This window comes from Aestuariivirga sp., assembly GCF_046294715.1.
Lineage (GTDB): Bacteria > Pseudomonadota > Alphaproteobacteria > Rhizobiales > Aestuariivirgaceae > Aestuariivirga.
In genome coordinates this window covers 102,814-129,192 of the sequence record NZ_JBKBKI010000008.1, presented here as the reverse complement: position 1 = coordinate 129,192, position 26,379 = coordinate 102,814, and the positions used below count along the sequence as shown (strand labels likewise).

The following is a 26,379-nucleotide window of genomic DNA, read 5'->3' as shown; positions in this document are numbered from 1 at the left end:
CTGCTCAGGCGCTGCCGATCAATATGCCGGTGAGGAAGACGAGGAAGCCTCCCACCGCGATCTGGAAAGCCGCCTTGAGGAACGGCGTGTCCATGTACTTGTAGCGGATCCACGAGATCGCCCAGAGCTCGCAGAAGACGACGGCGATGGCGATCCAGGTGGCGAGCTGGAAATCCGGAATGAGATACGGCAGCGCATGGCCCAGGCCGCCGACGGCCGTCATGATGCCGGCCGCCAAGCCGCGGATCAGCGGATGGCCGCGCCCCGTCAGCTTGCCGTCGTCGGACAGGCCCTCGGCAAGACCCATGGAGATGCCCGCACCGACCGATGCCGCCGCGCCGACCAGGAAGGTTTCCCAAGTATCGCCGGTGGCGAAGGCGGCGGCGAAGAGCGGAGCAAGCGTCGAGACAGAGCCGTCCATCAGCCCCACGAGGCCGGGCTGGATCACCTGCAGCAGGAACAGCCGGCGCTTGGCCTCGCCCTCCTCGAGCTTGGCATCCGCGGTGAGGTGGGTAAGCCCCAGCTTCACCGCGATCGACTCATGTCCCTTCTCCGCCTCGGCGAGTTGCAGGAGAAGCTTCTTCACCTGCTCGTCCTGCGAGCGCTCGGCGGCCTGCTTGTAGAAACGGTAGTTCTCGAGCTCGATCACCTCGGCGCGCTGGCGCATCTCCTCGATGTTCATCTTGCCGATGGTCCAGGCCGGCTTGTGGCGCACGAAGCCCTGGATGTCCGAGCGGCGGATCAACGGTATGAAATCGCCGAACTTCCGGGCGTAGAGTTCGGTCAGCCAGCGGCGGTGCTCATGCTCCTCTTCCGCCATCTCCATGAAGACCTTGGCCGAGGCCGGGTAGATGTCCATCAGCGAATGGGCGAACCCCGCATAGGCGCGCGCATCATCGTCCTCGCTCGAGATGGCGAGCGCCAGGAGTTCCTGTTCGGTGAGGTCGGAAAAGCTCTTCAAGGCCTTCGAAATCCCTTCGGTTCGTCACGAGTTTAGAATCGTTCCAAACTACGGTCCAGCCCCGATTGAAGATCAGCCTCTCAGTTCTCGTCCATCTTGAGGGCGGAGATGAATGCTTCCTGCGGGATCTCGACCTTGCCGAACTGGCGCATCTTCTTCTTGCCTTCCTTCTGCTTCTCCAGAAGCTTGCGCTTGCGGCTGATGTCGCCGCCGTAGCACTTGGCGGTAACGTCTTTGCGCAGCGCGGAAAGCGTCTCGCGCGCCACGATCTTTCCGCCGATCGCCGCCTGAATGGGGATCTGGAACATGTGGCGTGGGATCAGCTCCTTGAGCTTCTCGCACATCACGCGGCCGCGCTGCTCGGCCCGGCCGCGGTGAACGATCATCGCCAGCGCATCGACCGGCTCGCCATTGACGAGGATGCCAAGGCGAACGAGATCGCCCTCCTCGTAGCCGATCATCTTGTAGTCGAAGGAGGCATAGCCGCGCGAGACGGACTTGAGCCTGTCGTAGAAGTCGAACACCACCTCGTTGAGCGGCAGTTCGTAGACGACCATGGCGCGCGAGCCCGCATAGGTGAGCTGCTTCTGGCGGCCGCGGCGATCCTCGCAGAGCTTCAGGATGGAGCCCAGGTAATCGTCCGGCACCAGGATCGTCGCCTCGATCCACGGCTCCTCGATCGTCTCGATCAGCGTCTGGTCGGGCAGGTCCACCGGGTTGTGGAGCTCGATCTGGTTTCCGTCGCGCAGGTTCACCTTGTAGATGACGGAGGGGGCGGTCGTGATGATGTCGACGTTGAACTCGCGCTCGATGCGCTCCCGGATGATCTCGAGATGGAGCAGGCCAAGGAAGCCGCAGCGGAAGCCGAAGCCAAGGGCGGCCGAGGTCTCCATGTCGAAGGAAAAGCTTGCATCGTTCAGGCGCAGCTTGCCCATCGCGTCGCGCAGGTCCTCGAAACGCGCGGCATCGACGGGGAAGAACCCTGCGAACACCACGGATTGCGCCGGCCGGAAGCCGGGAAGCGGCGTGACGTCGACCGCCTTCTCGTCGACGATGGTATCGCCGACGCGTGTATCCGCCACCTGCTTGATCGAGGCGGTGAAGAAGCCGATTTCGCCGGGGCCCAGCGCATCGACGTTCTCCTTCTTGGGCCGCGACACGCCGACACGGTCGAGCTGATAGACCGCATCGGTGGAGAGGAGCTTCACCTTCATGCCCTTCTTCATCACGCCGTCGACGATGCGCACGAGCACCACGACGCCGAGATAGGGATCGTACCAGCTGTCGACGAGGAGCGCCTTCAACGGTTTGCTGCGCTCGCCCTTGGGCGGCGGCAGGCGGTTGACGATGGCCTCGAGCACATCCGACACGCCGACACCGGTCTTGGCCGAGATCGCGATCGCATCCGAGGCGTCGATGCCGATGACATCCTCGATCTGCTGGCGCACCCGGTCCGGATCGGCGGCGGGAAGATCGACCTTGTTGAGGACGGGCACGATCTCGTGATTGTTGTTGATGGCCTGGTAGACGTTGGCGAGCGTCTGGGCTTCGACGCCCTGTGAGGCGTCGACCACAAGAAGCGAGCCCTCGCATGCGGCGAGCGAGCGCGACACCTCGTAGGCGAAGTCGACGTGCCCGGGCGTGTCGATGAGGTTGAGCACGTATTTTTCGCCGTTCCTCGCCGTGTAATCGAGGCGGACGGTGTTGGCCTTGATGGTGATGCCGCGCTCGCGCTCCAGATCCATCGAGTCGAGGATCTGGTCCATCATCTCGCGGTCGGAGACGGCGCCGCACAGCTGGATCAGCCGGTCGGCCAGCGTCGACTTGCCGTGGTCGATATGGGCGATGATGGAGAAATTGCGGATGTGAGCGGTGTCGATCATGATTGGCCGGGTGTTTGGCATTGGCACCCTGCGAGGTCAAGCCTCGGGGACGCAGGAAAGAGGAGCTATCTCAGCCGCCTCGGCTTCACCGGCGCGGCGGCGAGCGGGTCCTCGGGCCAGGCGTGCTTGGGATAACGCCCCCGCATGTCGGACCTCACGGAGGGGTAGCCATTGGTCCAGAAAGTCTCGAGCGACTGGGTGACGGCGAGCGGCCGCCCCGCCGGAGAGAGCAACTCGATCCGCAGTGGGCTTCGCCCTTCCGCGATGGCAGGGGTGCGGGCGAGGCCGAACATCTCCTGCAGGCGGACCCGCAGCACCGGATCGCCCTCGGTTTCATAGTCGATCCGCACATCGGCACCCGAGGGAACCTCGATCCGCACGGGGGCGAGGCGGTCCATCCTGCGGGAAAGCTCATGCGGGATCATGCCCTGAAGGATCTGATGCATGTCGAGCCTGTCGAGATGCGCCTTGCGGCTGATCCCGGCGAGCCAGGGGGTGAGCCAGTCCGGCAGGCTCGCCATCAGCGCCTTGTCGGAGAGGTCCGGCCAGCCTTCCTCCGGGAAGAGGCGGCGCAGGAACATGGCCCGTGCCCGCAAGGCCCGGGCTCCGTCGCTCCATGGCAGGGCGGAAAGCCCCAACTCACGCACACCCTCGGTCATCGCTTCGGCGATGAGCGATGGACCGGCATTGATCGAGGGCTTCTCATCGAGCACCAGCGCTCCCAGGCGGCGGGACTTCATGGCGCTTATGGCCTTCGCACGGCTGTCCCAGAACACCCCGTCCCGGATTTCGATCTGGCTCCCGAAATGTTCTTCGATCTCCTTCAGCGACAAGGGCGCGGCGAGAAAGATCTTCTGGTCGCCCGAGGCGCCGTCGGTCGTCGCCACGGCCAGGAAATCCTCCGTCGCCAAGGCATCATGCTCGGGCAACACCGCGCCGCCGCCGCCGGAGAGACGATAGCGCCGGTCGCCACCGCGGCGCTGGGCGATGCGGTCGGGGAAGGCATAGGCCACGAGCACACCGGCACTCACCTCGCTCTCCTCATTGCGGATGCCGGCGATCTGCCTGATCTGCCTTGCCGCCTGGCGGATGCGGTCGCGGGCGCCGCCCTTCGCTTGCGAGAGCCGTGCCGTGATGTCGACGCCGGCGTGGCGCGCCAGCCCGTCACGCTCGGAAAGGAGGGCGGCCAGTTCGGCTGCAAGCGTGCTCTTTCCCCTCACCACCATATGCGCGAGACGGGGATGGAGCGGCAGCCGCACCATCTCCTTGCCCATGGAAGTGATCATGCCTGCGGCGTCCAGCGCTTCGAGGCGCTTGAGCAAATCCCGGGCCTGGGCGAAGGGTGCGGCGGGCGGCGGGTCGAGCCAAGGCAGCACCTTCGGATCGCTGACGCCCCATGCCGCCAGTTCGAGCACCAGCGGTGCCAGGTCGGCGACGAATATCTCAGGCTCGTCGTGGGGTTTCAGCGCCCGCGTCTCTGCCTCGGGCCATAGACGATAACCAATTCCGGGGCCAAGGCGGCCGGCGCGGCCGCGGCGCTGGTCGGCGGAGGCGAGCGAGACGCGCACCGTTTCCAGCGCCGTCATGCCGGAGGCCGGATCGAAGCGGGGAACGCGCTTGTATCCGGTATCGATAACGGCGCCGATGCCGTCGATCGTGAGGCTCGTCTCCGCGATTGTCGTGGCGAGCACCACCTTGCGCTCGCCCGGTGGCGAGGGCCTGATGGCCGCATCCTGCTCAGCAAAGCTCATTGCGCCGTAGAGCGGGCGCACGACCGTGCCGCTGGGCAGGCCCGCGGCAACGAGCCCTTCCTCGGTGCGGCGGATCTCCGCCTCGCCTGGCAGGAAGACGAGGATGCTCTTCTCGGTTTCGCCGAGTGCGCGTTGCACGGCGCGCGCGGCATCGGCGGAGATGGTCTGGCGCTGCGCCTTCTCGAGATAGCGTGTCTCGACCGGGAAAACGCGGCCCGGCGCATCGATCAGGGGTGCATTGCCCAGATGCGCCGCCACCCGCGCCGCGTCGAGCGTGGCCGACATGACGAGGATTTTCAGATCATCGCGAAGCCCGCGCTGGATGTCGAGCGTCAGGGCCAGGCCGAGGTCGGCATCGAGCGAACGTTCGTGGAACTCGTCGAAAATGACGAGTCCGGTGCCGGAGAGCTCCGGGTCGGACTGCAGCCGGCGAGTGAGGATGCCTTCCGTCACCACCTCGATCCGGGTGCGCGAAGAGACGCGGCGTTCAAGACGCACCGTGTAGCCGACCGTCTCCCCCACCTCCTCGCCCAGCGTTTCCGCCATGCGATGGGCGGCATTGCGCGCGGCGAGCCGGCGCGGCTCCAGCATCACGATCTTTCGCCCCTGAAGCCAGGGCGCCTCGAGAAGCTTGAGCGGCACGCGCGTCGTCTTGCCCGCCCCGGGTTCGGCCACGAGTAGCGCCGAAGGGCCTGAGCCCAATGCCCCCGAGAGGCGGGGAATGATCTGGTCGACGGGAAACTCCATGCCGCTCACCTCGTGGGCAGCGCGGCGAATGTCAAGCAAGCTCATGCGCCCAGGGCGGATCCGCACCCGGCCGGGAGCAGGTGAGTGCGGCGGCGCGGGACGCGAAGGCCAGCGCCTTTTCGAGCTCCAGCTCTTCGATGGCTCTGAGCGACGTCTTGTCCAGGAGCTTCGCCTGGCGCAGCGCTGCGAGGAGCCCCGCCATGAAAGTGTCGCCCGCACCCACGGTGTCCGCCACCTTCACCGTTTCAGCGGGAAAGTTCAGGGCAAGGCGCGAGGTGAAGGCCTCGACCCCCTTTGCCCCCCGGGTGACCACCACCAGCCTGGCGCCGAGTTTCAGCCATTTTGCTGCCGTGGCGCTTGCATCGGTCTTTCCCGTCATCCAGTCGACGTCCTCCTCCGAAACCTTCACGATGTCCGCCATGGCGATCAGGCGGTTGAGGCGCGCGAGATGGGCCCGCCGGTTGGCGATCTGGGCAGGGCGGATATTGGGGTCGAGCGAAATGACCCGCTTCTTCGCCTCGCGCCGCAGCAGCGCCTCGAGAGTGGAGGCCCCCGGCTCGTGGATGAGGCTGATCGATCCGAAATGCAGCGCCTCGACCTTCTTCTCCAGCTTCGGCCAATCCCGCCTCGTCAGCATGCGGCCGGCCGAGTTCTCGTCGAAGAAGGAATAGCGGGCATGGCCGTCCTCGAAGGTCACGAAGGCCAGGGTGGAAGGCCGATCCGACATTCGCACGTGTTTCAGGCTCACGCCACTGGCCGTGAGCCCCTTCAGCAGCATGCCGCCGAAGACGTCGCGGGAGATGCCGGAGAAGAGTGCAACCGGCACATCCAGGCGGCCGAGCGCGATTGCCGTGTTGTAGATCGAGCCGCCGCGCAGAGCGCGATAGCGGATGGCACCTTCTGCCGAATTTTCAGGCAGGAAATCGATCAGCGCCTCGCCGCAGCACAGGATCACGTTTTCTCTCCCAAGTTCCTGATTTTGCAGCGATCATGTGTCAGCCGGTGGAGATTGGCAACTACCCCGCGAGCTGGCTTCCATGCCCCCTTCATTGACTCGTAAGGCGGAGCCGCTATTTGAGGGGCGCACATCAACAACGGCGGAAAGATTTTCATGACTCCCCGCATCATTCCGGTGGATCTGTTCGACCTCGTGGTGTACGGCGCCACGGGCGACCTGTCGCAACGGAAGTTGTTGCCGGCGCTGTTTCACCGGGATGTGCAGGGGCAGATCCCGCCGGGATCACGCATCATCGGCTGTTCGCGGCGAGGCTTGAGCGCCGAAGAGTTTGCTGCCCTCGCCCGGAAATCCATCGAGGACCACGTGCCCGACGCCGAACGCCCGCCGGACGTGGTGTCACGTTTTCTCGCGCGCCTCGCCTATGTCGCCGCGGATGCCGGAGCAGAGGATGGCTGGGCCGATCTCGGCAGGCTCCTGAAACCGGAGAGCGATCGGATCCGCGTCTTCTATCTCGCCGTCGGACCCGATCTCTTCGGCCCGATCTGTGACAGGCTGGCGTCGCTGCATCTCGTGACGCCACGGACGCGCGTCGTCATCGAAAAGCCGCTCGGAAAGTCGGGCGCCTCGGCGCGGGCGCTGAACGAATCGATCGGCCGCGTGTTCAGCGAGCCGCAAATCTACCGCATTGACCACTATCTCGGGAAGGAGACGGTCCAGAACCTGATGGCGCTACGTTTCGCGAACGCCCTGTTCGAGCCGGTGTGGAATGCGGGCCACGTCGACCATGTGCAGATCACCGTGGCCGAGACGCTGGGGGTGGAGGGCCGCGCCGGCTATTATGACACGGCCGGGGCGCTGCGTGACATGGTGCAGAATCACATGCTGCAACTTCTCTGCCTTGTCGCCATGGAGCCGCCGATCTCGACTGCCGCCGACGCACTGCGCGACGAGAAGCTGAAGGTATTGAAAGCGCTGAAACCCGTCTCTGGCGATGGCGTCGCGGGCCTCACCGTGCGGGGCCAATACCGGGCGGGGGCTGTCGAAGGCGAGGCGGTCAAGGGCTATTTCGAGGAACTCGGCGCCGTCACATCGAGAACCGAGACATTCGTGGCGCTCAAGGCTGAGATCGCCAATTGGCGCTGGAGCGGTGTTCCCTTCTATCTGCGAACGGGAAAGCGCCTCGCGAGCCGTGTTTCGGAGATCGTCGTCACCTTCAAGCCCATTCCGCATTCGGTGTTCGACGGGCAGGCAGGCCCCATTGCGCCAAACCGCCTCGTCATCCGCCTGCAGCCGGACGAAGGGGTGAAGCTGTGGCTGATGATCAAGGATCCCGGGCCCGGCGGCATGCGGCTTTCCCATGTGCCGCTCGACATGAGTTTCGCCGATGCCTTCAACGTCCGGAACCCGGACGCATACGAGCGGCTTCTGATGGACGTCGTGCGCGGCAGCCAGGCTCTGTTCATGCGGCGCGACGAGGTGGAGGCGGCGTGGGACTGGATCGACCCCATTCTCGAAGCCTGGAGCACATCCGGCGACATGCCGAAGCCATACACGGCGGGCACCTGGGGCCCGTCCGCCGCCGTGGCGCTTATCGAGCGCGATGGCCGCACCTGGTATGAGGACCAAGACCTATGATCGAAGCCGAACGCATATTCGAGGCCCGGGAGGCCCTGGCCGAGACGCTCGCCCGCGACGTGGCGGATGAACTCGAGCGAGCGATCGAAGCGAAGGGCAAGGCAACGCTCGCCGTCTCTGGCGGCACGACGCCAAAGCTCTTTTTTGAGAAGCTTTCCGCGACCGGAATCCCTTGGTCTCGTGTCAGCGTGACGCTGATCGACGAGCGCCAGGTGCCGGAAACGAGCGAGCGCTCCAATGCCCGGCTGGTGCGCCGACACCTGCTGCAGAACAAGGCTGCCGCCGCTACCTTCATCCCGCTGCTCGACAACCCGCAGGCCGAAAAGTCCGTGCCCTTCGACGTGGCGATCCTGGGGATGGGCAGCGACGGACACACCGCGTCCTTCTTCCCTGGCGGCGATCGGCTGAAGGACGCACTGGACGACAGCGCCGGAACGCGGCTGATCGCGATCACCGCGCCGGGCGCCGGCGAACCGCGCCTCACCTTCAATCTGCCGGCGATCGCGCAGGCGGGGCGTCTTGCGCTGCACATCGAGGGTGAAGAAAAGCGGAAGGTGCTGCAGAAGGCGCTCTCCGATGGTCCTGCCGAGGAAATGCCGGTGAGAGCCCTGCTGCGGAGCGCCGCACCCCTTACTCTCTACTGGGCGCCCTGAACGAAGGAGGTGATCCAAGTGTCCGTGAACGGCATCGTTTCCGCAGTAACCGAAAGGATCGTCGAGCGCAGCCGGGAAAAGCGCAGCCGCTACCTCGACAGGATAGAGGCCGCCGCCGCCGCACGTCCGAAGCGCAAGGCGCTGGGCTGCGCCAATATCGCCCATGGTTTCGCGGCCTGCTCGCCGCAAGACAAGGCGGCGCTGCGGAACGGCGATGCTCCGAACCTCGCCATCGTCACGGCCTACAACGACATGCTCTCGGCACATCAGCCCTTCGAGACTTATCCGGAGAAGATTCGCGAGGCAGCGCGTGAGGCGGGCGGCACGGCGCAGGTGGCGGGCGGCGTGCCAGCCATGTGCGACGGCGTCACCCAAGGCGAGACAGGCATGGAACTCTCGCTGTTCTCGCGCGACGTGATCGCTCTGTCCACCGCGGTTGCCCTCTCTCACCAGATGTTCGATTCTGCTGTCTATCTCGGAGTCTGCGACAAGATCGTGCCGGGGCTGATCATCGGCGCACTCTCCTTCGGGCATCTCCCTGCCGTGTTCATTCCGGCTGGACCGATGACGAGCGGGCTGCCCAATGACGAGAAGGCGAAGATTCGCCAGCTCTACGCCGAGGGGAAGGTTGGGCGCGATGAACTCCTCGAGGCGGAAGCGAAATCCTATCATGGGCCTGGCACCTGCACCTTCTATGGCACCGCCAATTCCAATCAGATGCTCATGGAGATCATGGGGCTGCATCTTCCGGGCTCCACTTTCGTCAACCCCGGAACGCCCCTCCGCGATGCCATCACCCGCGAGTCCGCGAAGCGCGCGCTGGCGATCACGGCGCTCGGCAACGACTACCGCCCCATCGGTCGCATCTATGACGAGAAGGCGGTGGTGAACGGCGTCGTCGGCCTGCTCGCCACCGGCGGCTCCACCAACCACACGATCCACCTGATCGCCATGGCCGCGGCGGCGGGAATTTCACTGACCTGGAACGATCTCGCCGAGCTTTCCAAGGTCGTGCCGCTGATGGCGCGCGTCTATCCCAACGGCAAGGCGGACGTTAACCTCTTCAACGCCGCGGGCGGCATGGGTTTCCTGATCCGCGAACTGCTGGGCGCGGGACTCCTGCACGAGGACGTAACGACCATCATGGGCAGCGGACTGTCCGGCTATGTCAAGGAAGCGAAGCTCCGGTCCGACGGCTCGCTCGTCTATGAGGAAGCCGTGTCGCGCTCGCAGGACGAAAGCGTCCTGCGCGGCGTGTCGAGCGCATTCCAGTCCACCGGCGGGCTGAACGTGCTCTCCGGCAATCTCGGGAACGCTGTCATCAAGACCTCATCCATCCCCCCGGACCGGCACGTGATCGAGGCGCCCGCGCGGGTGTTTCACTCTCAGGAGGAGTTGCAGGCCGCGTTCAGGGCGGGCGAATTGAACCGGGACGTGGTGGCGGTGGTGCGCTTCCAGGGGCCCAAGGCCAATGGCATGCCGGAACTGCATCGCTTGACGCCGCCCCTCGCGGTTCTGCAGGACAAGGGCTTTCGCGTGGCGCTCGTCACCGACGGCCGCATGTCGGGCGCTTCCGGCAAGGTGCCTGCCGCGATTCACCTGACACCCGAGGCAGTCGACGGCGGGCCCATAGCGAAAATCCGCGACGGCGACGTGATCCGCCTCGATGCAGACAGGGGCACGCTCGAGGTTCTGGCCGATCTCTCTTCGCGCGACGACATGATTCCCGATCTCTCTGCCAACGTGGCGGGCACGGGCCGCGAATTGTTTCAGGCCTTCCGTGCCATTGCAGGACGGGCCGATGCGGGCGCATCGATCTTCGAGGTGGCATGATGGCGAAGGAATACCAGAAGGCGTTGGCAGACACGCTCACCCGTGTCCCCGTGGTGCCGGTACTGGTGATCGAGAACATCGAGGATGCCGTACCGCTGGGACGGGCGCTCGTCAGAGGCGGGCTTCCCGTTCTCGAGATCACGCTCCGCACCGCGAAGGCGATGGACTGCATCCGCGCCATCATCGACGAGGTGGAGGGCGCAATCGTCGGCTCCGGAACCGTGCTGACGCCTGAACAGCTCCGTGACAGCGAGAGGCTGGGCTGCAGGTTTGCCGTCTCGCCCGGTGCCACCGGCACGCTTCTGGGAGCGGCGGAGGATCATGACATCGCCTTCCTGCCCGGCGGCGTCACCGCGTCCGAATGCATGGCACTGCTCGAATGGGGCTACTCGATCCAGAAATTCTTCCCGGCCGAGCCCTCTGGCGGCACCGCCACGCTTGCCTCGCTCGCCTCGCCATTGCCGCAGATCCGCTTCTGCCCCACGGGTGGCATCACGCCGGAGAGGGCGCCGTCCTACCTGAAGCTCTCCAACGTCATCGCCGTCGGTGGCTCCTGGATGGCTCCGAAGAAGATGGTGGAGGCCAAGGACTGGGCGGGGATCGAAAGGCTCGCCGCCGAGGCCTCAAGGCTGCGGGGCTAGGTCCGGAATTGCCGGCCTATCCCTTCGTCTCCTTCAGCACATCCACATATTTCGCGATGGCCATCGCCGTGGGCGAGAAGAGCTGGCGGTAATAGAGGAGTGCCGTGATCGCCACCGTCGCGACGAGCGAGGCATAAGGTCCCGCGAAGAGGAACAGGGTCGCCACAGCGTAATAGAAGCCCCGGATGCCGGTATTGATGGAGCGGATCGCTTCGGTGAGCACCACGGCCGACTGCTCGCCCATGATGCGCGACTGGACGGTGTCGGCGCGCGTCGCCTGCAGCCCCCCGAGCATGGCAAAGGTATAGGCCATCTTGCGCAGCGCATATGTGAATGAGAAGAAGCATAGCGCCAGGATCAGCGTGAGCATGCAGAAGTAGAGCGTGAAAAGCTCGAGCGACATCTCCTGGTCGAGGAAGGTGAGGCCGCGCGTGAGGTGATAGAGGCTGTTCACGTTGGCCAGTGCACCGACGAGCCCCGCCAGCACGATCAGCGTGCCCGAGCCGAAGAAGGAGATCGACGACGAGATGTGGCCGAGCAGGATTGCGTCGAACACCCGGTGCTCACGCTCGATCCCCTGGTGCATCTGCAGCCAGCGCAGGCGCACCGCATGGAGCTGCATGTTGAGCGAACCCCTGCCGATCAGCTTGAGGATCGGCGTATAGAGCCCCCACAAGAGGAAGATCAGCGCAGAGGCGATGGCTTCGGCCAGGCCGAGATCCTGCGGCAGAAAGGGGCTCAGCATGTTCATGCGGGCTTGTGCATCTCCTTGATCTCCGCCGTCCTGATCTCCGGAGCGCGCTCCAGCGTGTAGTTCAGGCTAAACGCCGATTGCGCCATGAAGACGGGGTCTCCGTCAAGGTCGTGGGCAATCGAGAAGCGGTTGGCCGCCATGAACTCCTCGAGCTTCTTCCCGTCCTCGCTGGAGATCCAGCGCATCACTTCATAGCGCGCCGGCTCGAAGCTCACCGGAACGCCATATTCATTGGCGAGACGGTCGGCCAGCACGTCGAGTTGCAGGGCGCCGACCACGCCGACGATGGCCGGAGAACCGTCGGCGGGGATGAAGAGCTGCACCACCCCCTCCTCTGCGAGCTGCTGCAGCGCCTCGCGAAGCTTCTTGGCCTTCATCGGATCGCCCAGCTTCACGCGCCTGAGGATTTCGGGCGCGAAGCTGGGAACCCCCGTGAACACGATGTCCTCGCCCTCGGTCAGCGTATCGCCGATGCGCAGCAGCCCATGATTGGGAATGCCCACCACGTCGCCCGCATAGGCCTCGTCGGCAATCGAGCGATCCTGTGCGAAGAAGAACTGCGGCGCATTGAGCGCAACCGTCTTGCCGGTGCGGACCAGCTTCACCTTCATGCCGCGCGTGAGCTTGCCGGAGGCGAGCCGCATGAAGGCGATGCGGTCACGATGGTTCGGGTCCATGTTCGCCTGGATCTTGAAGACGATGCCCGTCATCTTGGGCTCCGTCGCATGCACCACGCGCGAGGAAGCTTGCTGGTCGCGCGGTGGCGGGGCATAGGCGATCAATGCCTCGAGAAGGTCGCGCACGCCGAAATTCTTGAGCGCCGAGCCGAAATAGACCGGCGACAAATGGCCTTCGAGGAATGCCTTGCGATCGAAGCTGTGACAGAGGTCTTTCACCAGTTCGATCTCGTCCCGCCATTTCACCAGCGTATCGCCCTTGATGAGATTGCCGATCAGCGGATCGTCGGGCCCGGAAACCGGGACGCCTTCCGGATCCTTCTCGATCTGGCGCACGCGCGGGCTCGACAGGTCATAGGTGCCGGCGAAATCCTTGCCCTGGCCTATGGGCCAGACCATGGGAGCGACCGTAAGCGCGAGGCCCTTCTCGATTTCGTCGAGTAGGTCCAGCGGCTCGCGCGACTCGCGGTCCATCTTGTTGACGAATGTGATGATCGGAATGTCCCGCAGACGGCAGATTTCGAACAGCTTGCGTGTTCGGGCCTCGATGCCCTTGGCCGCGTCGATCACCATCACTGCTGCGTCGACTGCGGTCAGGGTGCGGTAGGTATCTTCCGAGAAGTCCTCGTGGCCCGGCGTGTCGAGCAGGTTGAAGACCGTGCCCTCGTATTCGAAGGTCATCACCGAGGTGACGACCGAGATGCCGCGTGCCCGCTCGATCGCCATCCAGTCTGATCGGGTGCGCCTGCGGTCCCCCTTGGCGCGCACCTGGCCGGCCAGCTGGATCGCACCGCCGAACAGCAGGAGTTTCTCGGTCAAGGTCGTCTTGCCGGCATCCGGGTGGGAAATGATGGCGAAGGTGCGCCGGCGCGCCACCTCCTGTTCGAGCGGGTTCGTCACAGGAAATCCTGAAATCTGAAGGGGTTTGGCCGGCTTCCTAACCGGCTTTTGCGGCAGGGTAAAGCTTTCGCTGTTGCTCAAAGCCTGTTCCCGTGGCAGTTGGAAAGAAGGGGAAAGACATGACGAAACTGGCACTTGTCGGCGATATCGGGGGCACCAATTCCCGCTTCGGGCTGGTCGAGCCAGGCTCGGTCGCCGTGCAGGACATCGCCGTCCAGAAGAATGATGATTTCGCCTGCCTCGAAGATTCGATTGCCGCCTATCTGGGGGCCAGGGCGGTTTCGACCCTCTCCGGAGCCGCCATCGCCGTCGCCGGCCCCGTAGAGGGCGAGACGGTGGCGCTCACCAACCGTGACTGGCGTTTCACGCGGAATTCTCTCCAGCGCGCCGCGCGGGCGAGCTGCTTCCGGCTCCTCAACGACTTCGAGGCCCTCGCCCTCTCGCTCCCTCATCTCGGTACGCAGGACGTTGTGCAGATCGGTGGCCGAACACCGGAGAAGCCGGCCGTCAAGATCGTCCTTGGCCCCGGCACCGGCCTCGGCATGGCTACCTTGGCGCCACTGCCACAGGGGGGCTGGATGGCGCTGCCGGGAGAGGTCGGCCACGTCACCCTCCCCGTCGTCACCCAGGAGGAGTTCGACTGGCGCGGAAAGATGTCGAAACCCGGGGTTCCCTTCGAGGCGGAGGACGCCATTACCGGGGGAGGCATGCTGCGCATGTACCGGGCCGTGGCGGAAAGACCCTCGCTCGCCACGCCAGAGGCGGTTCTGCAGGCCGCTCTCGCCGGCACCGATGAGGCGGCGGTGCGGACGCTCGATCAGTTCATCACCTGGCTCGCGCGGATCACGGGCGATGCGGCCATGACCATGCAGGCCAAGGGCGGGGTCTACCTCGCGGGAGGCATCGCGCCTTCCATCGTCGGAAAATTGAAAGATGGCCCCTTCCGCACCATCTTCCAGGAGAAGGGCCGGCTCGCCTATGTGATGCGGCCGATCCCCGTCTATGTGATCATCGACAGGTTCCCTGCATTCAAGGGCTGCGCGGCGGCCATTGCCGATATGAGGTGAAACCATGTGGAAGGACACCGACGTACTCCTCGTCATCGACGTGCAGAACGACTTTTGCCCCGGGGGCAGGCTGGCCGTGCCGGGCGGGAACGAGGTGGTGCCGCTCATCAACCGGCTCGCGAAGAGTTTCCGCCACGTGGTCCTGACGCAGGATTGGCATCCTGCGGAACACAAGTCCTTCGCCTCTCGGCACCCGGGCAAGAGCGCCTTCGAGACCACGATGATGCCTTACGGCCCGCAGACGCTGTGGCCGGATCACTGCATCCAGGACACCCCGGGCGCCGCCCTCCATGCGGACCTGCACATCCCCCACGCCGAACTCATCCTCCGGAAGGGATTCCGCGAGGAGATCGACAGCTATTCCGCCTTCTTCGAAAATGACCACAAGACACCGACGGGGCTTGGCGGTTATCTGAGGGAACGCGGATTCGAAAAGGTCGTATGCGTCGGCCTTGCTTTTGATTTTTGCGTGCGTTTCTCGGCCGAGGATGCCCGCATGCTGGGCTTCGACACGGAGGTGATCGAGGCCGCATGCCGGGCCATCGATCTTCAAGGTTCGGCGGACCAGGCGCGCAAGTCCTTCGCTGATCGCGGCATCGTTCTGGCCTGACGGGCTGTCTTCCCCATGCGGGAATCGCAGGGGTGTGTGCCGCTGCAGCGGATGTCATGGCGTCGGAAGCCGCGCTAACAGTCTGCCGCATGACACCGCGCATCACGGGCATCCTCCTGATGATGGCCTCCATGGTCGTCTTCACCAGCCTCGACACGGCGGCAAAGCTCGTCACTCAGGAGCTGCCTGCAGCCGTCGCCGTGTTCGGGCGCTATTCGGTGGCGTTCCTGATCTCGGTCGTCGTCGTGCTCCGCACTGGCGGAATGGCACTCTTCGCGACCGGGCACCCGGTGCTGCAAGCGTTGCGCGGCGTCCTCCTGATGGTGTCGACGATCCTGAACTTCCTTGCCATGATGCACTTGCAACTGGCTCAGACGGCGGCGATTTTTTTCACCATCCCGCTCTGGGTCTGCGCCCTGTCCGTGCCGATCCTCGGTGAGCATGTGGGCTGGCGGCGCTGGGTGGCGGTGATCGTCGGCTTCCTCGGCGTGCTCGTCATCATGCGTCCGGGCAGCGACGGCTTTCACTGGGCGATGCTGCTCTCGGTCGGCTCATCCTTCTGCGGTGCGATCTACAATATCGTCACCCGCAAGGTCGGCGCCCGCGACCGGGCGGAGACATCGCTGTTCTACGTGGGTTTCGTCGGAACACTCGCCGCGGCCGTTCCCCTGCCCCTGCTGTGGCAGATGCCGCAGGGCCTGCAATGGCTGCTGCTGGGCTTCATGGGGCTTGCAGGTGCGGTGGGTCACCTGATGCTCATCCAGGCCCACCGCCTCGCGCCGGCAAGCGCCTTGGCACCCTTCCTCTATACCCAGATCGTCTGGATGATCATCGCCGGCTACGCATTCTTCGGCGATGTGCCCGATCTCTGGACGCTCATCGGTGCCGGCATCGTGGTGGCGAGCGGGCTCGTCGTCTTCGCCCGCGAGGCCTCGGTGGGCAAGATGCGGGAAGTGCCCGCGCCCGCCGACTGAGCGGGAGCGGGCGGGAGGCTTCACGCCAGCGTATAGGCCGTCTTGATCGAGGTGTAGAAATCGACAGCGTGGCGGCCCTGCTCGCGCGCGCCATAGCTCGAGCCTTTGCGACCGCCGAAAGGCACGTGGTAGTCCACGCCGGCCGTGGCGAGGTTCACCATCACCATGCCCGCTGCCGACTTCTTGCGGAAGTCGCTCGCATGCTTGAGCGAGGTGGTGATGATCCCAGAAGAAAGGCCGAAGGCCGTGTCGTTGGCGACTCCCAGCGCCTCCTCATAGCTATCGACCTTGATGACCGAGGCAACCGGTCCGAACACTTCTTCCCGATTGATGCGCATGGCGTTGTTGGTGCCGATGAACAGGGCCGGGCTGAGGTAGTGGCCCTTGGTGTCCCGGTTGAGCCGTTCGCCGCCCCAAACGAGTTCACACCCCTCGTCACGCGCGATCTGGATGTAGCGTTCATCCTGCGCCATCTGGTTCTCGTCGACGACGGGGCCCACGACAGTTCCCTCCTTGAGCGCGTGATCGACCTTCAGCTTCTGCATGCCTTCGACCATGCGCTCGACGAAGGCGTCATGCACCTTCGACTGCACGATGAGGCGCGAGGAGGCGGTGCAGCGCTGTCCTGTCTGGTAGAAGGCGCCGTCGAGCGCCGCCGCCACCGCAATGTCGAGATTGGCATCGTCCAGCACCACGAGCGGGTTCTTGCCGCCCATCTCCAGCTGGAACTTGGCGCCCCGCGCCGCGCAGGCCATCGCCACCTTGGCTCCCGTATCGACTGACCCCGTGAAGGAGATCGCATTGACGTCACGCGAGTCGAGCAGCGTCTGTCCGACGACGGAACCCCGCCCCATGACGAGGTTGAACACGCCCTTCGGAATTCCCGAGCGCGAGATGATCTCCGCGAGCGCCCAGGCCGAGCCCGGAACGAGATCCGCCGGCTTGAACACCACGGCATTGCCGAAGGCCAGTGCCGGCGCCATCTTCCAGGCGGGAATGGCGATGGGGAAGTTCCACGGGCAGATCAGGCCGACGACGCCCAGGGCCTCGCGCGTGATCGTCACGTCCACGCCGGGCCTCACGGAGGAGATCGCAACGCCTTCGACGCGCAGTGCCTCCTGCGCGAAGAACTTGAAGATCTGCGCGGCCCGCATCGTCTCGGCAATGCCGTTGGAGAGGGGCTTTCCCTCCTCGCGCGAGAGAAGCCGGCCGATTTCGTCCTTCCGTGCCAGGAGTTCGGAGCCGATGAATTCGAGGATATCGGCCCTGGCCTGCGGCGTGGTAGCGGCCCAGGCGGGCTGGGCAGCCTTGGCCGCGGCGATGGCGGCTTCAGTCTGGGCCTTGTCCGCCTGGGCATATTCGCCCACCACATCGGTGATGTCGGAGGGGTTTACGTTCTCCCGAACGCCCTTACCTTCCAGCCATTCGCCATTGATGAAATTGCGATGCAGCGCCATGATGCCCAACTCCCTGCGTTTTTCGGGCGGGACCATACGGAGGCCGGGCAATTGAGGCAAGCATGCATGTCGGACTGATCGGTGCCGGGATGATGGGACATGGCATGGCTGTCAATCTCCTGCGGCATGGCCATCGGGTGAGCGTGATCGCGCACCGCAATCGCGAGCCCGTGGAAGACCTCGTGGCGAGGGGTGCGAGTGAGGCGCGCTCGCTGGAGGAAATCGCCAAGGCCGAGGCAATCCTGCTCTGTCTCACCACGTCAAACGTAGTGGAGGAGACGATCTCCGGTCTCAGGCCTCACCTGCGCGCAGGCCAGGTCCTCATGGATGCGGGAACCTCCGCACCCGAGGTGACGAGGCGGCTGGCGCGCGAACTGAAGCTCCTGGATGTCGGCTACGCCGATATTCCCCTGACGGGAGGCCCGGAACAGGCCGAGCAGGGGAAACTCGGCGTGCTCTGCGGAGCGAGCGAGGAAATATTTGCCCGCATCAGCCCCCTGCTCTCCTGTTTTGCCTCCACGGTGAGGCATTTCGGCCCTCCGGGATCCGGGCATACCGCCAAGGTCATCTCCAATTATCTCGTCACCGGCATGGTGGCGCTGGTGGCGGAGGCTTTCAACGCCGCCCACCGGGCCCAGGTCGACTGGAAGGACCTCTATGAGGTGATGCTCAACGGCTCGGGCAATTCCGGCGTGCTGCGCAAGATGGTCGAGCCGGCGCTCAAGGGCGATTTCGACGGCTATCGCTTCACCCTGGCCAATGCCGCCAAGGACATCTCCTACTATGCGGAGCTGGCGGAAGGGCTGGGTTGCAGATCGCGGCTGACGGATTCCGTTGCGGACATCTTCACGCAGGCCGTACAAACGGGCCATGGCGGACGGAACGTCAGCCACCTGCTCGACCCCGCAATCGATGATGTGACCTGATGCTCAAGATAAATCCTGCCGTGGCGGCCATCGAGGAAGAGACCGCCTTTACCGTGCTCGACCGGGCCAATGCGCTCAAGGCCAAGGGACACCCCGTGATCAACCTAGGGATCGGCCAGCCAGACTTCACCCCGCCGAGGCATATTCTCGAGGCGGCCGAGAAAGCGGTGCGCGACGGGCCCCATGGCTATACGAGCCCGCAGGGGCTGCCCGTGCTGCGCGATGCCGTGGCCCAATATGTGGGCAACCGCTTTCGCGTGCCGATTTCCGGCGAAGAGGTGGTCATCGTGCCGGGCGGCAAGGTGACCTTCTACTTCGCCTGCCAGATTTTCGGCGGACCGGGCGCGGAAATCCTCTACCCCGATCCCGGCTTCCCGCCCTATCGCGATGCCGCCCGCTCGAGCGGCGCCAAACCCGTGCCCTATCCCATCCGCGAAGAGAAGGACTTCGGCTTCGATGCCGAAGAGGTGCTTTCGCTGATCACACCGGCGACGCGCCTCATCATCATCAATTCGCCCGCCAACCCGACCGGTGGCGTCGTCTCGCGCCAGGAGATCACCAAGCTCGCCGAAGGCCTGGCAAAATATCCAGACGTCGCCGTGCTTTCCGATGAGATCTACAGCCATCAGATCTATGACGGGGTCGATTTCACCAGTTTCCTTTCGTTTCCCGAACTCCGCGACCGCACCATCATTCTCGACGGCTGGTCCAAGACATTTGCGATGACCGGCTGGCGCCTTGGTTTCGGAATATGGCCCAAGCACCTGATAGAATATGTAAAAAAGCTTATCACGGTCGATCATTCCTGCACCAGCGTGGCAACCCAGATGGCGGGCCTTGCGGCAATCACCGGGCCGATGGACGAGATCGAAGGCTTCCGCAAGAGCTTTCAGCGCCGCCGCGACATGGTGGTGAAGGGCCTCAACGACATAAGGGGTGTGCGCTGCCGTGTCCCGGGCGGGGCCTTCTATGCCTTCCCAAACATCGCGGGCACAGGCTGGCAATCGCGCGAATTGGCCCGTGAACTTCTCGACAAGGCCCATGTGGCACTGATCTTCGGCGAGAGCTTCGGCGCCAACGGCAAGGGCTTCATGCGGCTCTCCTACGCGGCGAGCGAGGCCGACCTCGCCGAGGCGCTGAAGCGCATGAAAGCCTTCCTCGAAGCATGAGCAACGCCAATCTCTATTGCCGCTTCGAACAGTCCTTTTCCGCCAATGCGGAGCGGACGGCGATCCGCGCAGTTGATGGAGGGGGGCACCTCAGCTTCGCCGATCTTGCAGGCGGGGCTGCGCGGTATGCCAATGCTCTCGCCACCCTCGGCGTGGAGCCCGGCGACCGGGTGACCGTGCAGGTCGGGAAATCCATCGCCAATGTGCTGCTCTACCTCGCAGTTCTGAAGCTGGGTGCCGTCTACCAGCCGCTCAATGCTGCTTACACGGCGGCCGAGGTGGCCTACTTCGTGGAGGATGCCGCGCCGAAGGTGATCGTGTGTGATCCTTCCCGGCACGCTGAGATGCGACAGCTGGCCGACCGCTGCAAGGTTTTCGCCGTAGTCAATCTGGACGCGAAAGGGGAAGGTTCTCTCGCCACACTTGCAGCGGCAATGGAGGACCGGCACGACACGGCCATGCGCGGAAGCGACGATCTCGCGGGGTTGCTCTACACCTCCGGGACCACCGGCCGTTCCAAGGGTGCGATGATCACCCACGGCAATCTCGAGTCGAACGCCGCCACCCTGGTGAGCCTCTGGCGGATCACGGCGGGGGACCGGCTGCTCCATGCGCTTCCCGTCTTCCACGTGCACGGTCTCTACGTCGCGCTCAATACTGCCTTCCTCGCAGCCAGCGAAATCGTGTGGTTTGCGAAGTTCGATGCGAAGGCCATGCTGGCCGAAATGCTTTCTGCCACGCTGATGATGGGCGTGCCCACCTTCTACACGCGGCTCCTCGCCGAGGGTGGCCTCACGCGCGCGGCGGCTTCGAACATGCGCCTCTTCATTTCAGGCTCGGCACCGCTTCTCCCCGAGACGCACAGGGAATTCGCAGCGCGCACCGGCCACGCCATTCTGGAGCGCTACGGGATGACGGAGACGGGCATGATCACGTCCAATCCCTACGAAGGGGAGCGGGTGCCGGGCACGGTCGGCTTTGCGCTGCCCGACGTATCGGTACGCATCCGGGGCGAGCAGCCTGGCGTTCTCGAAGTGAAAGGACCGAATGTTTTCAAGGGCTACTGGCGCATGCCTGAGAAGACAAGGGAGGATTTCAGCGCAGACGGCTATTTCATCACGGGCGATCTCGCCACGATGGATCAGGAAGGCCGCGTCAGCATCGTCGGACGTGCCAAGGACCTGATCATCAGCGGCGGTTTCAACGTCTATCCCAAGGAGATAGAGGAAGCCCTCGACGGGCTTGAGGGGATTGCCGAATCCGCTGTCATAGGCGTGCATCATCCGGACTTCGGCGAAGGCGTTGTTGCGGTGGTGACGGCGAGCGGACCCATACCGCCCGAGGCGGAACTCATCGCCGTCCTCTCCAGGAACCTTGCGAAGTTCAAGGTTCCGAAACGCATTTTCGCGGTTTCGGAACTGCCGAGGAATGCAATGGGTAAGGTGCAGAAGGCAGAGCTTCGCAAGCGCTTCGGGGATGTCTTTCGGGCGGGCTAGCGGCGGGCGGCCTCGAGCGCCCTCTGCGGCGACTTCTCGAGACCCCTGAAATCGCCGCGAATTGCCTTCAGCGCCATTCGCTCTGCATTGATCTCGTCTGCAGTGCGGAATCCCAGGCCGCGCAGCACAGGAACCGGAGGGCACCAGCCCTGCACCGCATGCTGCAGCAGGAAACCCGTGACCAGTGCCGGCAAGGCCAGCCAGCGCCGGTCATGCAGAGCCGCGAGCGCCACCCCGCTCATCGCGATCACTGCGGCATTGGCTTCGATGGCGCGTTCAATGTCCCATTCTCGGTCGAGGTCCGAAAGCCGCTGGGGTATCGCAGCCTTGCGGCGGGAGAGAAGGGAGACACGCTCTTCCATGCGATTCCGGATGCGCCGGTTGGACCGCCCGGAACTGTGCGCCGGGACGCGGCGGCGCGTGGAAGTCTTGCTCGGCCTTACAATTGCCATGGGGTGTTCAATGCTGCAGGCCGCGGGGAGTTCCTAGAGCACCTCGACTGGCTGGAGAGTCAGCAGAATGCGCTTTTGCCGGAAATCCCGTTCCAGTCTCTCGCGGTAGGACGTCCACCACCACCGGTCGAGATCTTCGACGATCACCTCGAAGATGACGACCTCGTCGGCGTGCGTCTTGCCCTTCTCGCGCCAAAGCCCGCTGGCCGGGGATTCGAGGTGGGCCGTGACACCGCCGAAGTGCCTCGACAACTCGGCCTCGACCACCCTGAACATCAGGGTCGGGAAGGGTTCGCCTTCATTGTCGCGGAGCGGGAGATAGAAGCGCGCCAGATACATCCGCGGCAAACGATGGTTTGGAACAAGAGTTCCTCGGCAAGGGAACCTTTCCGCGCCGTTCGCGTTTGCGCCCAGTGCAGAGGGACTAAGACAAAGAACGGGTTTATGTTGGGGGCTGGCCGGAAGCGGTTGGCAGTGCCGGGAACGGGTCGATTGATTCTGGGACGGACAGACCAGACGGACGCCGCAGGTGCAAGACCAGCACCGCGTGGACGCTTGCGTTTTGGCGGTAAGGGCCGCGCCGCCCATCTTGAAACACTCTACCGCCTCACTGACAGCCTTTACCGCGCCAACGACGTCGGAGCCATGCTGGAAGCGGGTCTCGACGCCATCTCGGAAGGCCTCGGCTGCCCCAAGTGTTCCATCCTCCTCTTCGATCCGGACGGGGTGATGCGCTTTGTCGCCTGGCGTGGCCTCTCCGAGCACTATCGCAAGTCGCTCGAGGGCCACACGCCCTGGCGGCCCGGAACGGTCGATCCACCACCCATCTTCGTCTCCGACATCCGGGAGACGCAGGAAAGCGACTCGGTGAAGCGAACGATCGAGGCGGAAGGCATCCGTGCGCTGGCCTTCATTCCACTCACATCCCAAGGCAAGGTCATCGGCAAGTTCATGGCCTACCATGCCGCGCCCCACACCTACAGCGATGCGGCGAAGACGCTGGCAGTGACGATCGCGCGGCAGCTGGGTTTCAGCCTCGAGCGTGCCCAGGCCGAGAAGGCGAGGCTCGCCGTCCTGCAAGAGCTCCAGGAATCCGAGCAGCGCTTCCGCATCATGGCCGAGCATGCGCCGGTGATGATCTGGATGTGCGACATGCAGGGAAGGTGCTTGCACCTCAACGGCATGCTCCGGCGCTTCTGGAATGTCGGCGAGGCCGATATCAAGAATTTCGACTGGCGCAGTTCGATGCACCCCGAGGACATCGACCACGTGATGGGCCACATGGGCGCCGCCCTGCGCGACCATGTGAGCGTCACCGTCTCCGGCCGATACCGCAATGCGGCTGGCGAATACCGCACGCTGGAGACCGTGGCGCACCCGCGGTTTTCGGTGGATGGCACCTTCATGGGCCTCACCGGTGTCAATACCGATACCACAGACCGGATCCGGGCCGAGAAGGCCCTGCGGGAGAGCGAGGAGCGCTTCCGCCTTGTGGTCGAGGCCTCCCCCAGCGGCATGGTGATGACGAATGGCGACGGCCGCATCATGATGATCAACGCGCGCTGCGAGAGGCTGTTCGGTTACGAAAGGGGCGAGCTCATCGGCCAGTTCATCGAGGTGCTCGTGCCGCCCGCCATGCGTGAGCAGCACCCCTCCCTCCGGGACCGGCACGTCTGGGGCCCCGGACCGCACCTCGTGAACCGCGAGGTCACGGGTAGGCGCAAGGATGGTCGCGACATTCCACTCGAAATCGGCGTCAACCCGATCCTCACGTCCGAAGGCATGCGCGTCATCGCCACCGTGGCGGACATTGCCGAGCGCAAGCATGCCGAGGAGCAGCGCGAACTGCTGCTCGCGGAACTCAACCACCGTGTGAAGAACACGCTCTCCGTCGTGCAGGGAATTGCCTACCAGACCTTCCGCAAAACGGACGGAAAGGTCAGGAAGGCCTTCGAGGGCCGCCTCCAGGCCCTGTCCGGCGCCCACGACCTTCTCACCCGCTCGCACTGGGAAAACACCTCTCTCCACCAGCTGGTCACGGACGCGCTGCAGCTGCGCAGCGCGGCCGGCCAGCGCATCACGGCGGACGGACCGCCCATTCTGCTCAGTCCGCATGCCGCCCTTTCGATCGCGCTCGCGCTGCACGAGCTTTTCACCAACACGATGAAGTACGGCGCCCTGTCCAATGACGAAGGCCAGGTGGACTTGCGCTGGCGCTGCCTCGACAGCGAACGCAAGCTGCAGATTGCCTGGCGCGAGACGGGCGGTCCGCCCGTGAGCAAGCCGGCCCATCGCGGATTTGGCTCGCTGCTTCTCGAACGGACGCTGGCGCGTGACCTCGACGGCAGCGTCGAGATGTCTTTTGATCCGGCCGGCGTGGTCTGCGTGATAGAAATGCCGTTGTCAGTGCCGGGAGGACATGCATGCCGTGGTTGAGGGGAAAGCGCATCCTTGTGGTGGAAGATGAAGCTCTCATCGCCGTCATGGTGGAGGATATGCTTACGGAATTGGGAAGCGAGGTCGTGGGCCCCGCGGCGACCATCGATGCAGCCATGGCGCTGGCGCGGGAGGAAGCCATCGACGCTGCGGTTCTCGACGTCAACGTCCGCGGCGAGCGGATCGATCCGGTGGCCGAGGTATTGATCGAGCGTGGCGTGCCGGTGCTCTTCGCCACCGGGTATGGCGAGGTGCGTCTTGCCAGCGGCGCCGCGGCGACGGTAATCGACAAGCCCTATACACAGGAGAAGCTGGCGCGAGGCCTGGCGGCCGCGATGGGTGTGGCCCCTCTCGGCAGGCGAACGGCGAGTTAAGCGGTCTGTGACTGCACATCACCAGGGGCCCCGTGGCCGGGAGTCCGGCAGGAAGCCCGGAGGCTTGCTTGCCGCGGGGATTCTCATCGTCGCCGTGCTCGTGCTGCCGATCCTTCTTCTGGCGCTTGCCACCTGGCGCGACTACCAGAGCGTCAGGGCCCAGGCACAGGCGGAGGTGGCGAGCAGCCGGGACCTGCTGCACCAGCACGCGCTTTCGATCTTCCTGACGCATGAGGTGATTGCGCGCAGCATCATGATCCGCATCCGCGGGATGGACTGGAACGAGATCCGCGATTCACGAGAAATCCACGACTACCTGGCGGAGACTGCCCGGCAGTTCCCGCAGGTCCATTCGATCTGGCTGAACGATGCAGACGGCATCGCGAGGGCCAGCAGCCTTGCCTTTCCTCAGCCGCCGACGGACGTCTCCCACCGCGAATATTTCCGAAACCTGAAGACCACGACGAGAAAGGTCGTGGTGACGCGTCCGTTCAGTCCTATCAGCGGCGCAAAGGAAGAGGTGTTCAACGTGTCCTTCCGGATCGATGCGCCGGACGGCTCCTTCGGCGGCTTCGTGGGAACGGTGATCTCGACAGAATATTTTCGCAAGCTCTTCAAGTCTCTCGAGACCTCGGGGGATCCGGAGGGCTCCGCCAGCCTGTTTCGCGAGGATGGTGAGGTTCTCGTGCGCTACCCCGCAAGCCTCAACAGAAGCAACTATGCCTCCGACCCCCGGTTCACGGCAGTTCTCGCCGCCGGTGACCGCGGTACCCTGCAGCGGATTTCGGCGCTGGATGGGGTCTGGCGCAGCTATGCCTTTGCGCGGGTCGACGGGTATCCGGTCTACGTCGGCCGCGGCATGAGCGAAGAGGCCATCACCGCGCGTTGGCGGCGCAACGTCGTTTCCTACGTCGCCTTCTTCGCGACGAGCTTCATCATCCTGTTTGCTCTGGGCTATCTCGCCTGGCGGCAACACCGGATGCTGCTCGCCAATGCCGCCAACCTCGAGCGACTTGTCGAAGAGCGGACCAGCCACCTGAACCGCGCTCTGGAAGAGAAGACCGCCTTTTTCCGCGAAGTGCACCACCGCGTGAAGAACAATCTCCAGATCATCTCGAGCCTTGCCCGGCTCCAGGAAAGCCATGGCGAGGGCGCCGGCCACCTTGAACGGCGTATCCAGGCCATGTCGCTGGTGCACGAGCTCCTCTACTCGCGAGCCGAGGCCACCGATCTCGATCTCGCGGATTACATCCCCACGCTCTGCTCCGCCCTCACCGCCGCCGCGGACCGCGAGGCGCGCTGTGAGGTCGAGGCCGAGCCGACGCCCATCGATCTCGAACGCGCCGTTCCCTTCGCCCTCATCCTGAGCGAAGCCGTCACGAACGCCCTGAAGCATGCCGAGAGCGGCGGTGATCGTCTTACGGTACGGGTAAACCTCAGGCGTGAGGGCAAGGATCTGCTGCTGCGCGTGTGCGACAACGGCAAGTTCGCCGCCTCGCCGGAACGGGAAACGAAGGGATTCGGCCTCAAGCTCATACGGGCGCTGACGCTGCAGCTCGAGGGCACCAGCGAATTTCGCCCGGGCGAGGGCACATGTTTCGAGCTTCGCTTTCCCACCGTCCGGCCGAGGCGGGACAGTGTGGGTCAGGCGGAAGGCTGATCCGCCATCGCGCGGCAGCTCCGCGCGCAACGGAGGCACTGGGCGACGCAATCGTCCATGTCGCCGAGCTTTTCGCAGTCGGCGGCGCACTGCTCGCAGATCTCGGCACACTCGCGGCAGACATGGCCCGCGTGCGCTGATCGCATCAGCATGAAGTGTGCCGCCGTGCGGCAGATTTCAGCACATGCTATCATGATCCGGAAATGCGGAGCCGCCACGTGTTCTCCACCTGCCTCGAGGCAGTGGGTCATCGCCATGCCGAAGCAGGTGGCGTAACAGCGGAGGCAGTCGTCGATGCAGTCCTGCATCTTCAGTGTTCGCGCATCCATCGCATCCTCGCAAATCAAGACGGCCCGGCGGGGGAG

Annotated in this window: 23 protein-coding genes; 13 read left to right on the top strand and 10 right to left on the bottom strand. The window is 64.6% G+C overall.

From position 1 onward, the window contains the following. Positions 1-4: 4 nt before the first annotated feature. The 4 genes from mbfA to ACK4HL_RS08115 form a co-directional block, all read right to left on the bottom strand. Positions 5-961 (bottom strand): iron exporter MbfA, encoded by a 957-nt coding sequence (gene mbfA / locus ACK4HL_RS08130; RefSeq protein WP_409758409.1) that lies wholly within the window; start codon positions 959-961, stop codon positions 5-7. A gap of 80 nt (positions 962-1,041) precedes the next feature. Then, complete coding sequence (gene lepA, locus ACK4HL_RS08125; protein ID WP_409758406.1) at positions 1,042-2,844, bottom strand: translation elongation factor 4; 1,803 nt, start codon at positions 2,842-2,844, stop codon at positions 1,042-1,044. Positions 2,845-2,909: 65 nt separating this feature from the next. Then, complete coding sequence (gene hrpB, locus ACK4HL_RS08120; RefSeq protein WP_409758403.1) at positions 2,910-5,387, bottom strand: ATP-dependent helicase HrpB; 2,478 nt, start codon at positions 5,385-5,387, stop codon at positions 2,910-2,912. Then, entirely contained in the window at positions 5,374-6,297 is a 924-nt protein-coding gene (locus ACK4HL_RS08115; RefSeq protein ID WP_409758400.1) for a carbohydrate kinase family protein, read from the bottom strand. The genes hrpB and ACK4HL_RS08115 overlap by 14 nt, the downstream gene beginning before the upstream one ends. Before the next feature lie 156 nt (positions 6,298-6,453). Between ACK4HL_RS08115 and zwf the strand changes: the two genes are divergently transcribed. From zwf to eda, 4 genes are read left to right on the top strand one after another with little or no spacing between them, the layout of a single operon-like run. Continuing rightward, positions 6,454-7,935, top strand: a complete 1,482-nt coding sequence (gene zwf / locus ACK4HL_RS08110; protein ID WP_409758397.1) for a glucose-6-phosphate dehydrogenase — start codon at positions 6,454-6,456, stop codon at positions 7,933-7,935. Beyond that, positions 7,932-8,588, top strand: a complete 657-nt coding sequence (locus ACK4HL_RS08105; protein WP_409758394.1) for a 6-phosphogluconolactonase — start codon at positions 7,932-7,934, stop codon at positions 8,586-8,588. Before zwf ends, ACK4HL_RS08105 begins: the two co-directional genes overlap by 4 nt. Positions 8,589-8,597: 9 nt before the next feature. After that, the gene (gene edd, locus ACK4HL_RS08100; protein WP_409758391.1) at positions 8,598-10,421 is read left to right on the top strand and encodes a phosphogluconate dehydratase; all 1,824 of its coding nucleotides are present in this window, start codon (positions 8,598-8,600) and stop codon (positions 10,419-10,421) included. Beyond that, the gene (eda, locus tag ACK4HL_RS08095) at positions 10,418-11,062 is read left to right on the top strand and encodes a bifunctional 4-hydroxy-2-oxoglutarate aldolase/2-dehydro-3-deoxy-phosphogluconate aldolase (RefSeq protein ID WP_409758388.1); all 645 of its coding nucleotides are present in this window, start codon (positions 10,418-10,420) and stop codon (positions 11,060-11,062) included. Before edd ends, eda begins: the two co-directional genes overlap by 4 nt. A gap of 16 nt (positions 11,063-11,078) precedes the next feature. On the opposite strand, the gene ACK4HL_RS08090 is transcribed toward eda, so the two are convergent. Then, the gene (locus ACK4HL_RS08090) at positions 11,079-11,813 is read right to left on the bottom strand and encodes a DUF599 domain-containing protein (RefSeq protein WP_409758385.1); all 735 of its coding nucleotides are present in this window, start codon (positions 11,811-11,813) and stop codon (positions 11,079-11,081) included. After that, entirely contained in the window at positions 11,810-13,393 is a 1,584-nt protein-coding gene (locus ACK4HL_RS08085) for a peptide chain release factor 3 (RefSeq protein WP_409758382.1), read from the bottom strand. Before ACK4HL_RS08085 ends, ACK4HL_RS08090 begins: the two co-directional genes overlap by 4 nt. 119 nt (positions 13,394-13,512) lie before the next feature. Between ACK4HL_RS08085 and ACK4HL_RS08080 the strand changes: the two genes are divergently transcribed. From ACK4HL_RS08080 to ACK4HL_RS08070, 3 genes are all read left to right on the top strand, one after another. After that, complete coding sequence (locus ACK4HL_RS08080; RefSeq protein WP_409758379.1) at positions 13,513-14,460, top strand: glucokinase; 948 nt, start codon at positions 13,513-13,515, stop codon at positions 14,458-14,460. Between the two features lie 4 nt (positions 14,461-14,464). Beyond that, positions 14,465-15,070: a bifunctional nicotinamidase/pyrazinamidase gene (gene pncA, locus ACK4HL_RS08075; protein ID WP_409758376.1), complete on the top strand. Its 606-nt coding sequence runs from the start codon at positions 14,465-14,467 to the stop codon at positions 15,068-15,070. An 89-nt stretch (positions 15,071-15,159) separates the two neighbouring features. Then, positions 15,160-16,044, top strand: coding sequence for a DMT family transporter (locus tag ACK4HL_RS08070; RefSeq protein WP_409758373.1), 885 nt, complete (start codon positions 15,160-15,162; stop codon positions 16,042-16,044). Positions 16,045-16,064: 20 nt separating this feature from the next. Here the strand turns inward: ACK4HL_RS08070 and ACK4HL_RS08065 are convergent, their stop codons facing one another. Beyond that, positions 16,065-17,501, bottom strand: a complete 1,437-nt coding sequence (locus ACK4HL_RS08065) for an aldehyde dehydrogenase family protein (protein WP_409758370.1) — start codon at positions 17,499-17,501, stop codon at positions 16,065-16,067. A gap of 62 nt (positions 17,502-17,563) precedes the next feature. Between ACK4HL_RS08065 and ACK4HL_RS08060 the strand changes: the two genes are divergently transcribed. From ACK4HL_RS08060 to ACK4HL_RS08050, 3 genes are read left to right on the top strand one after another with little or no spacing between them, the layout of a single operon-like run. Then, positions 17,564-18,427: an NAD(P)-dependent oxidoreductase gene (locus tag ACK4HL_RS08060; RefSeq protein WP_409758367.1), complete on the top strand. Its 864-nt coding sequence runs from the start codon at positions 17,564-17,566 to the stop codon at positions 18,425-18,427. Continuing rightward, positions 18,427-19,596, top strand: a complete 1,170-nt coding sequence (locus ACK4HL_RS08055; RefSeq protein ID WP_409758364.1) for a pyridoxal phosphate-dependent aminotransferase — start codon at positions 18,427-18,429, stop codon at positions 19,594-19,596. Before ACK4HL_RS08060 ends, ACK4HL_RS08055 begins: the two co-directional genes overlap by 1 nt. Beyond that, entirely contained in the window at positions 19,593-21,092 is a 1,500-nt protein-coding gene (locus tag ACK4HL_RS08050) for an AMP-binding protein (protein ID WP_409758361.1), read from the top strand. Before ACK4HL_RS08055 ends, ACK4HL_RS08050 begins: the two co-directional genes overlap by 4 nt. Here ACK4HL_RS08050 and ACK4HL_RS08045 read toward each other — a convergent pair. Together ACK4HL_RS08045 and ACK4HL_RS08040 are read right to left on the bottom strand one after the other, a co-directional pair. Further along, positions 21,089-21,544: a hypothetical protein gene (locus ACK4HL_RS08045; RefSeq protein ID WP_409758358.1), complete on the bottom strand. Its 456-nt coding sequence runs from the start codon at positions 21,542-21,544 to the stop codon at positions 21,089-21,091. The two genes, ACK4HL_RS08050 and ACK4HL_RS08045, sit on opposite strands and share 4 nt — an antisense overlap. A gap of 33 nt (positions 21,545-21,577) precedes the next feature. Then, a complete protein-coding gene (locus tag ACK4HL_RS08040; protein WP_409758355.1) occupies positions 21,578-21,883 on the bottom strand; it encodes a hypothetical protein in 306 nt (101 codons plus the stop codon). A gap of 216 nt (positions 21,884-22,099) precedes the next feature. On the opposite strand from ACK4HL_RS08040, the gene ACK4HL_RS08035 reads away from it, so the two are divergent. The 3 genes from ACK4HL_RS08035 (at position 22,100) to ACK4HL_RS08025 (ending at position 26,014) form a co-directional block, all read left to right on the top strand. Next, entirely contained in the window at positions 22,100-23,980 is a 1,881-nt protein-coding gene (locus ACK4HL_RS08035) for a PAS domain S-box protein (protein WP_409758352.1), read from the top strand. Next, a complete protein-coding gene (locus tag ACK4HL_RS08030; protein ID WP_409758349.1) occupies positions 23,968-24,354 on the top strand; it encodes a response regulator in 387 nt (128 codons plus the stop codon). The genes ACK4HL_RS08035 and ACK4HL_RS08030 overlap by 13 nt, the downstream gene beginning before the upstream one ends. Positions 24,355-24,418: 64 nt before the next feature. Then, positions 24,419-26,014, top strand: coding sequence for a sensor histidine kinase (locus ACK4HL_RS08025; RefSeq protein ID WP_409758346.1), 1,596 nt, complete (start codon positions 24,419-24,421; stop codon positions 26,012-26,014). Here ACK4HL_RS08025 and ACK4HL_RS08020 read toward each other — a convergent pair. Then, positions 25,999-26,343 carry a four-helix bundle copper-binding protein gene (locus ACK4HL_RS08020; RefSeq protein ID WP_409758343.1) on the bottom strand — a complete coding sequence of 115 codons (345 nt, stop codon included), beginning with the start codon at positions 26,341-26,343 and terminating at the stop codon, positions 25,999-26,001. The two genes, ACK4HL_RS08025 and ACK4HL_RS08020, sit on opposite strands and share 16 nt — an antisense overlap. Positions 26,344-26,379 lie beyond the last annotated feature (36 nt).